Origin of the sequence: Aeromonas caviae (genome assembly GCF_000819785.1) — a bacterium.
Taxonomy (GTDB): Bacteria; Pseudomonadota; Gammaproteobacteria; order Enterobacterales; family Aeromonadaceae; genus Aeromonas; species Aeromonas caviae.
In genome coordinates this window covers 1-12277 of record NZ_CDBK01000044.1, presented here as the reverse complement: position 1 = coordinate 12277, position 12277 = coordinate 1, and the positions used below count along the sequence as shown (strand labels likewise).

10 protein-coding genes and 1 tRNA gene are annotated in these 12277 nt (G+C 60.3%); 5 read left to right on the top strand and 6 right to left on the bottom strand.

Going from position 1 to position 12277, the window contains the following annotated elements:
• Positions 1 to 30: 30 nt before the first annotated feature.
• The 5 genes from BN1120_RS06765 to BN1120_RS06745 all read right to left on the bottom strand — a co-directional run bounded on the left by BN1120_RS06765 (position 31) and on the right by BN1120_RS06745 (position 5603).
• On the bottom strand, positions 31 to 1002 hold the full coding sequence (locus BN1120_RS06765) for a TAXI family TRAP transporter solute-binding subunit (RefSeq protein ID WP_029313514.1): 972 nt from the start codon (positions 1000 to 1002) through the stop codon (positions 31 to 33).
• 547 nt (positions 1003 to 1549) lie between these two features.
• Positions 1550 to 3715: a S9 family peptidase gene (locus BN1120_RS06760; RefSeq protein ID WP_042015288.1), complete on the bottom strand. Its 2166-nt coding sequence runs from the start codon at positions 3713 to 3715 to the stop codon at positions 1550 to 1552.
• A gap of 288 nt (positions 3716 to 4003) precedes the next feature.
• Positions 4004 to 4435 carry a DUF411 domain-containing protein gene (locus BN1120_RS06755; RefSeq protein ID WP_010672577.1) on the bottom strand — a complete coding sequence of 144 codons (432 nt, stop codon included), beginning with the start codon at positions 4433 to 4435 and terminating at the stop codon, positions 4004 to 4006.
• Positions 4436 to 4480: 45 nt separating this feature from the next.
• Positions 4481 to 4804, bottom strand: a complete 324-nt coding sequence (locus BN1120_RS06750; protein WP_010672576.1) for a hypothetical protein — start codon at positions 4802 to 4804, stop codon at positions 4481 to 4483.
• 76 nt (positions 4805 to 4880) lie between these two features.
• The gene (locus BN1120_RS06745) at positions 4881 to 5603 is read right to left on the bottom strand and encodes an SDR family oxidoreductase (protein WP_041214285.1); all 723 of its coding nucleotides are present in this window, start codon (positions 5601 to 5603) and stop codon (positions 4881 to 4883) included.
• Between the two features lie 140 nt (positions 5604 to 5743).
• On the opposite strand from BN1120_RS06745, the gene BN1120_RS06740 reads away from it, so the two are divergent.
• The 5 genes from BN1120_RS06740 (at position 5744) to BN1120_RS06720 (ending at position 10828) form a co-directional block, all read left to right on the top strand.
• Positions 5744 to 6586: a LysR family transcriptional regulator gene (locus BN1120_RS06740; protein WP_042015287.1), complete on the top strand. Its 843-nt coding sequence runs from the start codon at positions 5744 to 5746 to the stop codon at positions 6584 to 6586.
• Positions 6587 to 6645: 59 nt separating this feature from the next.
• Complete coding sequence (locus tag BN1120_RS06735; RefSeq protein WP_042015286.1) at positions 6646 to 7245, top strand: NAD(P)H-dependent oxidoreductase; 600 nt, start codon at positions 6646 to 6648, stop codon at positions 7243 to 7245.
• 70 nt (positions 7246 to 7315) lie between these two features.
• The gene (locus BN1120_RS06730) at positions 7316 to 9172 is read left to right on the top strand and encodes a monovalent cation:proton antiporter-2 (CPA2) family protein (RefSeq protein WP_042015284.1); all 1857 of its coding nucleotides are present in this window, start codon (positions 7316 to 7318) and stop codon (positions 9170 to 9172) included.
• Complete coding sequence (locus BN1120_RS06725) at positions 9169 to 9555, top strand: SirB2 family protein (protein ID WP_039040394.1); 387 nt, start codon at positions 9169 to 9171, stop codon at positions 9553 to 9555. The genes BN1120_RS06730 and BN1120_RS06725 overlap by 4 nt, the downstream gene beginning before the upstream one ends.
• Positions 9556 to 9841: 286 nt before the next feature.
• Positions 9842 to 10828, top strand: coding sequence for a helix-turn-helix transcriptional regulator (locus tag BN1120_RS06720; protein ID WP_029313511.1), 987 nt, complete (start codon positions 9842 to 9844; stop codon positions 10826 to 10828).
• A 1312-nt stretch (positions 10829 to 12140) separates the two neighbouring features.
• Here BN1120_RS06720 and BN1120_RS06710 read toward each other — a convergent pair.
• Positions 12141 to 12217 (bottom strand) — tRNA-Asp (locus tag BN1120_RS06710).
• Between the last annotated feature and the right edge of the window lie 60 nt (positions 12218 to 12277).

Here is a 12277-nt window from a genome sequence, read left to right as displayed (position 1 = left end):
GTCCGGGGCACATCCGAAGACGCAGCCGGATTACATCCAGCCACGTTCCTTGTAGTAACGCACAGCGCCTTCATGCAGCGGAGCGGAGAGACCCACCTTGATCATGTCGGCTTCCTTCAGATCCGCGAAGGCCGGGTGCAGGCGCTTGAAACGGTCCAGGTTGTCGAACACGGACTTGACCAGCTGGTAGACCACTTCCGGGTCAGCCTTGGCGCTGGTGGAGAGCACCGCCTTGCCACCGATGGACGGGGTCGGGTTCGGGCTGCCCTTGTAGAGACCACCCGGGATCTCGGCCTTGCTGTAGTAGCTCTTCTCGGCCAGCAGCTTGTCGATTTCGGGGCCGGTGACCGGCACCAGCACGGTGTCCGTGGTGGTGGAGGCTTCCTGGATGGCGCCGTTCGGGTGGCCGACGAAGTAGCTCATGGCGTCGATGTTGTTGTCACCCAGGGCAGAGGCCTGCTCGGCGGGTTTCAGTTCGGAGACCAGGCTGAAGGCGGATTTGTCCCAGCCCTTCACGGTCATGATCTCTTCAAAGGTGTCACGCTGACCGGAACCCGGGTTGCCGATGTTGACGCGCTTGCCCTTCAGGTCGTCGAAGCTGGCTACCTTGGCGTCCTTGCGGGCCAGGATGGTGAACACTTCGCTCTGCAGGGAGAAGACGGCGCGGATGTCATCCATCGGACCTTCGGCCTTGAACGGCTCGACGCCCTTCATCGCCTTGTACTGGTGGTCGGACTGCATGATGCCGAAGTTGAATTCGCCGGAGCGGATGCCGTTGACGTTGGCAACACCGCCGCCACTGGCCGGGGCGTTGCACTTGATCTGGTGATCGGCGGCGCCGCGGTTGAGGAAGCGGCAGATGGACTGGCCCGCCACGTAGTAGACGCCGGTCTGACCGCCGGTGCCTATGGTCACGAAGCGCTCCTGCGCTTGCACCGGACCACCAAACGACACACCGACCAGAGCCGCCGACAAGGCGCACGCCAAGGATAATCCTTTCATGTTCTTCATCCTTTTCATTGATTTATTTCACCCGTTTCCCGGGAGAATATGAGACAGACCCGCATCAAGACTGGGTTCGCCTATACGACCTCGTATGAGGAAATGGTCGAGCGGCACGCGCCCTTCCAGAAGCCACCATCATCCTGCGGTGAGATAATCAGCGTCATGCCGATCGGAGGTGATCTGACCAGAAACGGGTCAGTTCAAAAGCATTAACGCTCCGATTAAGCACATAACACCAACATAAATCAAACAAAACAGCAAAATGGCGGATTTAAATAGCGAGAAGTTTGAAGCGGATCATTCATTTCTCAAGGGCTGATTAATTACATGAACTATCAAAGGGAAGCAATAAAAAACACGCCCAGATTCTTTCGCAACCCTTGACTGGCAAGGATTAGAAACCTGGTCCGTTATATTGCGAAATGCATACTGAACAGCATAAACACGACGTTAATGACGTTTTTGTCGCCAAGATGCAAAAACCCCGATCCGGGGCTGCCGGAACGGGGTTTGGTAACAAGCTGATTTCATTTGGGCCCGGCCATCACGCCTTGCTGCCAGCCAGCTCCAGAATGAAGGCGAACTCCAGGGCGATGTCCTCATAGGCCTTGAAACGGCCCGACTTGCCGCCATGACCGGCCTCCATGTCGGTGCTGAGCAGCAACTGGTTGTCATCCGTCTTCAACTCACGCAGCTTGGCCACCCACTTGGCCGGCTCCCAGTACTGCACCTGGGAGTCGTGCAGCCCCGTGGTCACCAGCAGATTCGGGTAGGCCTGGGCCTTGACCTGATCGTAGGGGCTGTAGGCCTTCATGTAGTCGTAGTAGCGCTTCTTGTTCGGGTTGCCCCACTCGTCATACTCCCCTGTGGTGAGGGGAATGGACTCGTCCAGCATGGTGGTGACCACATCGACGAAGGGCACCTGGGCCACCACGCCGCGATAGAGCTGGGGCGCCTGGTTGATGACGGCCCCCATCAGCAGACCGCCGGCGCTGCCCCCCATGGCATAGACCTGATCCCTGGCGCCGTAGCCTTGCGCCACCAACGCCTCGGTCACGTCGATGAAGTCGTTGAAGGTGTTCTGCTTCTTGAGCAGCTTGCCCTCTTCATACCAGGTGCGGCCCAGCTCCTCGCCACCCCGGATATGGGCGATGGCGTAGACGAAACCCCGGTCCAGCAGGCTCAGGCGTGAGCTGCTGAAGTCCGGGTCCATGCTGGCGCCGTAGGAGCCATAGCCGTAGACCAGCAGGGGATTGGTGCCTTCACCGCCCCCTGCCTTCTTGAACTTGTCCTTGCGATAGACCAGCGACACCGGCACGGCCACGCCGTCACGGGCGGTGATCCAGAGCCGCTCGCTGGCATATTGCGCAGGCACGAAGCCCGCCACCGGCTGCTGCTTGAGCAGAGTCCGCTTGCCGCTGTCCATGTCGAGCTCATAGGTGGAGGACGGCGTGGTCATGGAGGAGTAGCCATAGCGCAGGGCGCTGGTGTCCGGCTCCGGGTTGTAGGCAAGCCAGGTGACATAGGCGGGATCGTCGAAGGCGATCTCCTTCTGTTCGCCGCTCTGCCAGTTGACCTGACGCAACCGGGTCAACCCCTGGCTGCGCTCCTCCAGCACCAGCCAGTCCCTGAACAGGGCATAGCTCTCCAGCAGCACGTCCGGATTGGGGGCGATCACCGCCTTCCAGCGATCCACCGGGCTCTCCTTGGTCTCATAGAGGCCGAAGTTCTTGCCGTCCTTGTTGGAGCGCACATAGAAGCGACCACGGTAGTGATCCAGGCTGTATTCGTGATCCACCTGACGGGGCAGGAACAGGCGTGGCGTCTGGCCCGGCACATTGGCATCAATGAGGCGCGCCTCGCTGGTGGTGGTGCTGGAGAGGGAGATGACGATGAAATCTTCCGAGGTGGTGGCGTAGAGGCTCACATAGAAGGAGTCGTCCTTCTCCTCGTAGACCAGGATATCCTTCGCGGGGTCCGTGCCCAACTCGTGGCGATAGACCTGGTAGGGCAGCAGGGTCTTGGGGTGCTTGCGCACGTAGAAGACCGTCTTGCTGTCGTTGGCCCACACCAGGTTGCCGGAGGTGTTCTCGAGGGTGTCGGCGGCCCAGGCGCCGCTCTCCAGATCGAGGAACTGGATCCTGTATTGACGGCGGGAGAGATAATCTTCCGCCACCGCCAACCAACGGTTGTTGCGGCTCACCTCGAGCGCCCCCAGGGCATAGAACTCGTGGCCTTCGGCGCGCTGGTTGCCATCCAGCAGCAGGGCGGAGGCCCCGTCCCCTTCCACCTTGCTGCGGGAGTAGATGGCGTACTCCTTGCCCGGCTCGTAACGGGTCTGATAACGGTAGCCGTTCTTCACATAGGGGACAGACTCGTCCTGCTGGGGAATACGGGCCACCATCTCCTTGTAGAGCTGCTCGCGCAGCGGCTTGATCGGTGCAAGCATGGCCTCGGTGTAGGCATTCTCGGCCTTGAGATAGTCCAGCACCTCGGGCTTCTGCCGCTCGTCGTCACGCAGCCAGTAGTAGTTGTCGACGCGCGTGTCCCCGTGTTTTTTCAGGGTATGGGGGTGCTTGGCAGCCACCGGGGGGACAATGACAGGCTGGGTGGAAGTATCGCTTGTAGGCATGGCGGACTCTTCGTTGGCATGGGAACAGGGCGCAGCAAGCAGGCAAGCCAGCAGCAACCCCCGGGAAAAGGTGAACATGTCGCATCCTTTGCGCTGTCACAGGGCCGCCCCTCCCGCTGGTGCTGCACGCATCCAGACGGCACACCGGCAGGCAGCGGGAAAAGCGTCCCTGAGAAAATAAAAATTGGCGATCAATCTGCCCCTTGTCGCCCGGGGTTGCAAGGGCTCCCCGGACATTCCCCCCCAAATCGACGAAAAAGGGCCGCCATCTCGCGATGGCGGCCCTCCTCCCTGACCGTGGGCGACACGGGTTCGCTCAGGTGTGCCTCACATGATGGAAGTGTGTCTGCTCACGGTCAGCATCCATCAGCCGGGGTAGCTCGACCAGACTTTGGTCGCGCCCTCGTCACTGATGCTCAGCACCTGATAGGGCTGACCCGGAATATCCATGCCCGGCGCACTCTGGGGCATCCCCGGAATGGTCAGACCGCGGATCGCCGGTTTTTCCTTGAGCAGCTTCTGCACGTCGGCAGCGGGCACATGCCCCTCCACCACATAGCCGTTCACCACCCCGGTGTGGCAGGAGGCCAGCTGCGGGGTGATGCCATGCTGCTGCTTGATCGGGTCAAGCTGCTCGGTTTCCACGACCTTGACCTCAAAGCCGTTCTCTTCCATGTGCTTGATCCAGGTCTTGCAGCAACCGCAATACTGGGACTTGTAGACGGTCATCTGCCCGGTTGCCAGAGCAGAAAAACTGACGGTACCGGCCAGCACGGCCAGTAACAGGGACTTGTACATATCTCACCTCGGTTAAGAAGAAATGCCCGGAAAGGGAAACTCGACTCAGCCGTGGTGACGGGGCGGACGCTCGAGACGCTTCAGGGGCGCCTCCGGCATGAACAGAGAGGGAGAGAGGTATGTCGGCCTGTCGGGCTCAAGCCGGGCAACCGTCAGGCTGTCGCTGGTGAGCACCGTCATGGCGAGCGCCGAGGTGAAGCTGCCGCAGGGCATGGCTTTTTCCAGGGTACGCTCGCTCTGGCTGCAATGGGGCGTCAGGGTACAGAGATCGGTGGCCGCACGGCTGCCAAACGACATCAGCACCAGCACCAGACTCCACAGTGGGAGCCAGCGGCGGGCGCGAGCGAGTTGGCGACGGGTCAGGACCATGAGACGACTCAATGACGAAAGAGGGCCTATGGTAACCCTTGGCCCAGGGGGAGGGTCAACCCCTCCCCTGTTTGCATCAGGGTTGCTGGCGGGTGGCTGCCAGCACGATCTCCCGCACGCAGACGTTGGCCGGCTGGTGCCAGGCGTAGAGCACGGCGTCGGCGATCACCTCGGGGGCAATGACGCCTCCCATCTGATCCTTCCAGTCGTGGTAGCCCGCCTTGATGCTCTCGTCCGTGGTGTGGCTGAGCAGATCGGTCTCCACCGCGCCCGGAGCGATGGTCACCATCCGCACGCCGACATCGGCCACCTCTTCCCGGATATTTTCGGTCAGGGCGTGAACGGCGAACTTGGTGGCGCAGTAAGCGGCATGGTTCGGGAAGGTCTTGCGACCGGCGATGGAGCTGATGTTGATGATGGTGCCGCTGCGGCGGGCCTTCATGCCGGCCAATACCGCATGCACGCCATTCAGAACCCCCATCACGTTGATGTTGAGCATCTGCTGCCACTCGGCGGGATCCTGCACGTCGGCCTGTCCCAGCAGCATGACGCCGGCATTGTTGACCAGACATCCCACCGGGCCGAATTGCGCCTCCGCCTGCGCCACGGCGGCCTTCATGGCGGCGGTGTCGGTGACATCGACCCCGATGCAGAGGGTATCGGGCAGGTTCAGCGCCTGCATGGGCTCGACCCGGCGGGCCAGCAACAGCAGCGGATGGCCGGCGGCGGAGAAGGCGCGGGCAATGGCGGCACCGATCCCGGCGGACGCGCCGGTGATCACCACGAGGGACTTGGACATGGAGTTTTCCTTCTGATGCGTTGAAATGGGCGTCAAACAAGGGCTGGCCAGCACGGGACCCAGTCACTATAGTCGCTACATCCATCGGCGATAAATATAGTTTTCCGCTGGTTATCATCTGAATTAACTATGGTATCCCCATGCTGGACCTGAGATTGCTGCGCTTCTTCATCGCCATCTATGAAGAGAAGAACATCACGGCAGCAGCAGCCCGCTGCCACGTGAGCCAACCCTCCCTCTCCGCCGGCCTTCGCCAGCTCGAAGAGAGCCTGGGGGACAGCCTCTTCATCCGGGGCAAGAAGGGGGTGGAAGCGAAGGATCCGGCCCACTATCTCTATCCCCACGCCGTCAAGCTGGTGGAAGAGGCGCGTCGCCTGCCGACTCTGTTTCGCCAGAAGGCGACGCGTGCGAGACTCAACATGGCCATCATGCCCGACCTCAGCCGCCGTCGGCTGGCGGGATTGCTTCGGCGGGTGCAGGGGGTGCTGCCCGAGCTGGATCTCACCCTCTCCGATTACGGCACCCCGGCCGACTGCCGGCTGACCCTGGATGCCCTGCGCCGGGAGGACGAGATCTTCCTGCCGCTCTGGGAAGAGGAGTACGTGCTGTGCGTTCCCAGGGGGCACCCTCTTGCGGGCAGGGCGCGCATCGAGCTGGCTGAGTTGCAACATTATGATTTTATTGAGTGCCCCCCCTGCGAAGCCCATCAGCAAACCATAGGCCTGCTGGCCTGTGACCGGCTCACCCTCAATCTGGTGGCCAAGGCCGAGAGCAAGGGGCTGGTGATGGCGCTGGTGCTGGCCGGGGTGGGCATCAGTTTCCTGCCCGACGGGCTGGTGGAGGACGAAGCGGGCCTGTGCACCCTGCCCGTGAGCGGCCCCCGGATGTTCCGCCGCATCGGCCTCTGCTACCCCGCCCACCAGACCCTGAATCCGGCGCTGCGCGCACTGATCCCGGAACTGGCGGGCCAGGGAGCTTCTTGATAACGTTTCAGCTCACAATCTGTCGCATGTGCCGGCAGCAGACCCTCTTCAGGAATCCCATGAAACGCATTCTGGTCATCTTTTCACACCCGGCGCTGCAGAGTTCCCGGGCCAACAAGCAGCTGCTGCACGCCATCGAGGGGCTGGAGGGGATCACCCTGCACGATCTCTGCCAGCGCTATCCGGACATGTTCATCAACGTGAAACGGGAACAGGCCCTGCTGGCGGAGCACGACATCATCGTCTTCCAGCACCCCTTCTACTGGTACTCCTGCCCGGCCATCATGAAAGAGTGGATGGACCTGGTGCTGGAGTACGGCTATGCCTACGGCCCCGAGGCCCACGCCCTCAACGGCAAGCAGTGGCTCAGTGCCATCACCACGGGGGGTGGCCCCGAATCCTACTGCCGCGCCGGCTACAACCAGCGCCCGCTGCTCGACTTCCTGCTCCCCTTCCAGCAGACCGCACAGCTGTGCGGCATGCGCTGGCTGCCCCCTTTCGTGCTGCACTCTTTCCACAAGATCGAGGATCCCGAGGCGCTGCGCCGCTGCGGCCAGGACTATCGCCAACTGCTGTGCGCCCTGCGTGACGAGCAGCTGACCCCGGCCCAGCTGGCCGAGAGCCCCTATCTGCGCGATCTGCTGGGGGTACTCCCATGACACACACTCGATCCGGGCGCAGGCCCGGCCAGCCCTCACCGGCATTCATCATGTTAAGGAGGAGCCGCTGATGGGACATGGATTGCTGTTTGATGCCCTGATCTACCTCTCGGCGGCGGTGATCGCCGTCCCGCTGGCCAAGCGGTGGGGGCTGGGCTCCGTCCTTGGCTACCTGCTGGCGGGGATCATCATAGGTCCCTTCCTGCTTGGTCTGGTAGGCGAGCAGAAAGACGTGATGCACTTCGCCGAGTTCGGGGTGGTGCTGATGCTGTTTCTGGTCGGTCTGGAGCTGCGCCCGGCCCTGTTGTGGCAACTGAAAGGGCCCATCCTCGGCACCGGTGGTCTGCAGGTGCTGCTCACCAGTGTCGCCCTGACCGGGGTGGGTTATCTTTTGGGTCTGCCCTGGCAGCAGGGGCTCGCCATCGGTCTTATTCTTGCGCTCTCCTCCACCGCCATCGTGCTGCAGAGCCTGCAGGAGCGCAAACTGATGCAGAGCGAGAGCGGCCGCTCCGCGTTTGCGGTGTTGCTGTTCCAGGACATCGCCGTCATCCCCATCCTGGCGATCCTGCCGCTGCTGGCCATCGCACCGGTCGCCAACAACGGTGGCTCTGAGCTGGCAGGCTGGCAGCACGGCCTGCTGGTGGTGGCCGCCATCGCTGGAATCGTGCTGGGTGGTCATTACCTGATGCGGCCGGTGTTTCGCGCCATCGCCCAGTCCCACATGCGGGAGATCTTCGTCGCTGCCGCCCTGCTGCTGGTGATCGCCATCGCCGTGCTGATGGAATCCGTCGGTCTCTCCCCCGCCCTCGGCTCCTTCCTCGCCGGCGTGGTGCTGGCGGACAGCGAATACCGCCACGAGCTGGAAGCAGACATAGAGCCGTTCAAGGGGCTGCTGCTCGGCCTCTTCTTCATGTCGGTGGGTGCCGGCATCGACTTCAGCCTCTTTGCCGCCCATCCCCTGTTGATCCCGGCACTGGTGATCGGTCTGATGGTGCTCAAGTGGCTGGTGCTGATGGGGCTCGGCTTTGTCATTCGCCTCTCCCCGAACCAGCGCTGGACCTTCGCCCTGGCCCTGGCCCAGGGCGGGGAGTTCGCCTTCGTGCTGTTCTCGTTCGCCGCCCAGAACAAGGTACTGCCGGGCAGCACCATCTCACTGCTGACTCTGGTCGTCGCCCTCTCCATGGCGCTGACACCGCTGCTGCTTATCCTCAACGATCGGGTGATCCAGCCCTGGTTCGACTACCGCAACCAGAGTGACACCCCCGAACATGAACAGCCCGAGCTGGTGGAACACCCGGTCATCATCGCCGGCTTCGGTCGCTTCGGTCAGATAGTGGGGCGCCTGCTCCACGGCCATGGTATTGGCACCACCATCCTGGAGCAGGATGCCAGCCAGATAGAGATGCTGAGAAAGTACGGCTACCAGGTGTTTTATGGGGATGCCAGCCGACTCGACCTGCTGCACGCGGCCGGCGCCCACAAGGCCAAACTCCTGGTGCTCTCCCTCAATGACCCGGCCACCTCCCTCGAAGTGATCGAGATGGTGAAAAAGCACTTCCCGCACCTCAGAATACTGGCCCGTGCCCAGGATAGACCCCATGCCCACGAGATCCTGCGCCACGGGATAGACAGCGTGCACCGCGAAACCCTGGGGTCGGCCGTGGATCTTGGGGTAGAAGCACTCACCCTCTTGGGATTCAGGGCCAATCAGGCCTGGCGTGCGGGGCAGATGTTCAAGCAGTATGACAACCGGCTGCTGCGGGAACAGGTCAACTACCTGGACGACGAGCACACCTATATCAACAAGAGCCTGCAATACCGCGACATCCTCTCCGACCTGCTGCAAGACGATCAGGAAGGACAGGAGCGTACCCACGCCCATCAATGGAACAGCGGTCTGCCCGACAACGACAAGGAAGCAACATGATTGCCTATTACCCCATGCTCAAACACCTTCACATGACCCTGGCCCTGGTCAGCCTGCTGCTCTTCCTCTACCGCTGGAGCCTGGCGCTGGCGGGCAGCGGGCGGCTGCAACAGAAATGGCTGAAGGTGCTACCCCACATCAACGACACCTTCCTGCTGCTGTTTGGTGTGCTGCTGGCGGTGACCCTGCAGATGAGCCCTGGCCAGCAGCCCTGGTTGATGGCCAAGCTGATTGCCCTGGTGATCTACATCGGCCTGGGCGTCATGGCGCTCAAGCGTCCTGCCCGCGGCCAGAAGCTGGTGGCCGGAGTGGCCGCTCTCGCAGTATTCGGCTACATGGTGGGCGCAGCCATCACCAAATCAGCCTGGTCCTGGCTGGCATAACGACGTGTCGAGGTGGGGGCCCGTCCCTCACCTCCTTCCCACCTCCCCCTCCATATTGCTTCCATTTCCTTCCAGTCACCCTGGTCGCAAGCATTCTCGCAAGGCTTGTTTTCAATAAAAAAAGGGCTCAAACAACCCCTTTCCATTGTTATTTTGTTTTATTTATCAATGCTTTGTTTCTTCATGTATGAAAATGGCGACAGTTGTCGCAGCAAAACTTGCGACATAGACTGTCGCAGGCCATGGCTAGGATACACTCAACGCTAAACCAGTGAAGGCATGCACCATGAGTAAGAAGCTGTTACGACAACTGACCTTGGCGCGTTGCATCCCGCACCGCCCTTACAAGCTGACCGCCAGCCAACTCCAGGTAAAACTGGAAGAGGAAGGCATTCACGTCAGTCTCCGTACCGTGCAACGGGACCTGGAAGAGATGTCCGGCATGGGACTGTTCGACCTCACCTCCGATGAGCGCAGCAAGCCTCATGGCTGGTGCTTCGAGCGCCATGGTCTCAATGACTTTGCCAACATCATGCCGCTCTCGCTGGCAGTGGCCCTGAAAACCTGGAGCGACCAGGCAAGCCAACTGTTGCCGGCAAGCGTGCTGACCGAATTGAACCCGCTGATCGACAAGGCTGGTCAGGTGATCCGCGACAGCCAGAGCGAACTGGCCGAGCGCTGGCTGGAGAGCGTGCACCAGTCACCTCGCCCCTTCGCCGGCAATCCGGAGATCCGCCGCAGCACCCTGATCCGCGACGCCCTCTGGCGTGGTCGCAAATTCAGCGCCGAGATCCAGCGTGTCATCAAGGAGCGTACTGTCTGGCTCTGCTATGACCGCATCAATCCCCTCGGCATCCTGAACCAACCCGATGGCCCCATCCTGCTCTGTACCCTCTCCGAGCTGGATCCCAAGGTCTACGGCATCCCGTTCGATCACATCAAGAACGTGGAGTTGACCAACTTCAGCGCGACCCAGCCGAAGGACTTCAATATCCAGAAGCTGATCCGCGACCAGGGTTATCAGGACGTCAGCGGTCCGATCCGCTTCGTCGGGCGCATCGATGCCAACTGCCCGACACTGATCGATGGACAAATCCCGGGACATAACCCGCGTATGACCCGTTACGACAAGCGCAGCGTGGTGGTGGAGACCGAAGTGCAGGATACGCCCGAGTTCCGCTCCTGGCTGAACAACATGAGCGGCAACCTGGAGGTGCTTGCACCCGAATCACTGCGCAAGGCCTACCCGACTCCTGGGACAAGGGTCAGCTAAAGAAACCAGCAGACAATACAAAGCCGAGATTTATCTCGGCTTTTGTCTACTTTTAAAGCATAAGTATTCAATTAATTTTGAACTCTTACACCCCTGATTGAAGCGGCTGTACCATCGTTTTCCTACCGATTTCTGCTTGTAAGAGATCTGCCATTCCCCCTGTAAGACCCCTCAGTGTTGAACCGTACGTGAAGCCATCCCGCACTGGGTATGCTTTCCATGGAAACTATCTAAGCAACTGATAAACTTAGATAATATTCCACACAAGCCCATTTCTGCACCGCATGTCACGGAACCCAAGCCGAATGCACACCTTGTTCGAGCCCGTAATTGCCTTAGTATGGGTCTCACAAGGACGAGCTGATTCGGCAGGATGCAGAAACAGCGCATAAACAAGGAATAGCCTGCAGGATGTGGGCAAGGAACACCTCGGGATGGGGTTGATAGCCAGGATGGTTATCACAAGGATCGACAGGACAACCGCAGGATGCGGTAGTTGGATACCTCGGGATGAGGTTGAGTGGCACGGATTGTCGCTCATCAAGGATGAAAGGACACCGCAAGACGCGGTCAGGAACAGCTTCAAGATGAAGCGTGATAGCCAGGATGGTTATCAGTCAGGATGACGCAGGAACACCACGGGATGTGGTAATGGACACCTCCAGGAAGGAGAGGGTGAAGCAATCAGGACAGATTGCCAGGCTAGGAAGGCCACAGGACACCCCAACGGATTGGGAAGGGGAATTTCCAAAGGAAAGGATAGCGTCAAGGATTGCAGGGAGCATGGCAGTTCAGGGAATGGACGAAATGACTTGAGGGGACAGCATCTGCTGTCCCCTTTTCTTTTGTGCACCCCATGCCCGCGACACAACAGAAAATGGAATCAGCCTGAGCGGTCCTACAACATCGCGCTTTTACCAGATATCCTCTGCATCCTGGATAACCCCATCAGACTCAGCCACAGTAGCGCACCTTACCTTTCCTGCGCCCTCCCTCGTCTATGCTCAGCGACATCCACTAGGCCCTCAGAACGCAGCAGATCAGCCGCAACCAACAAGCCAGGATATTTCCTGGCGACTAACTCCAGGTAACGATGGCCACTGACTTCTGCTCAGCCAGGCAGATTGTTGAGTCATCCCTGAACGGTCTATATGTGTGACTACGAATGAAGCATGAATGCCATTCTATAGGGCGGAGATTGCCGTAGGGATGGGTGATAACCCAACCAAGCTACCTGCTACTGAGGATGAGAGACTGGGTAAATGTCAGGTAGCAAAAAGGCCTTCCTAATAGGGAAGGCCTTTCAATTTAGTGGCGGAGCGGACGGGACTCGAACCCGCGACCCCCGGCGTGACAGGCCGGTATTCTAACCGACTGAACTACCGCTCCGCATTCGGTTAGCTTTCGCTAAATCATTTGCCGCTTCTTAATGAGGTGTCATCCTCGCAG

What these genes read in the sequence shown, in the direction of transcription:
- BN1120_RS06765 (WP_029313514.1), bottom strand. Translation starts at nt 1,002, where the DNA reads ATGAAAGGATTATCCTTGGCGTGCGCCTTGTCGGCGGCTCTGGTCGGT.
- BN1120_RS06760 (WP_042015288.1), bottom strand. Translation starts at nt 3,715, where the DNA reads ATGTTCACCTTTTCCCGGGGGTTGCTGCTGGCTTGCCTGCTTGCTGCG.
- BN1120_RS06755 (WP_010672577.1), bottom strand. Translation starts at nt 4,435, where the DNA reads ATGTACAAGTCCCTGTTACTGGCCGTGCTGGCCGGTACCGTCAGTTTT.
- BN1120_RS06750 (WP_010672576.1), bottom strand. Translation starts at nt 4,804, where the DNA reads ATGGTCCTGACCCGTCGCCAACTCGCTCGCGCCCGCCGCTGGCTCCCA.
- BN1120_RS06745 (WP_041214285.1), bottom strand. Translation starts at nt 5,603, where the DNA reads ATGTCCAAGTCCCTCGTGGTGATCACCGGCGCGTCCGCCGGGATCGGT.
- BN1120_RS06740 (WP_042015287.1), top strand. Translation starts at nt 5,744, where the DNA reads ATGCTGGACCTGAGATTGCTGCGCTTCTTCATCGCCATCTATGAAGAG.
- BN1120_RS06735 (WP_042015286.1), top strand. Translation starts at nt 6,646, where the DNA reads ATGAAACGCATTCTGGTCATCTTTTCACACCCGGCGCTGCAGAGTTCC.
- BN1120_RS06730 (WP_042015284.1), top strand. Translation starts at nt 7,316, where the DNA reads ATGGGACATGGATTGCTGTTTGATGCCCTGATCTACCTCTCGGCGGCG.
- BN1120_RS06725 (WP_039040394.1), top strand. Translation starts at nt 9,169, where the DNA reads ATGATTGCCTATTACCCCATGCTCAAACACCTTCACATGACCCTGGCC.
- BN1120_RS06720 (WP_029313511.1), top strand. Translation starts at nt 9,842, where the DNA reads ATGAGTAAGAAGCTGTTACGACAACTGACCTTGGCGCGTTGCATCCCG.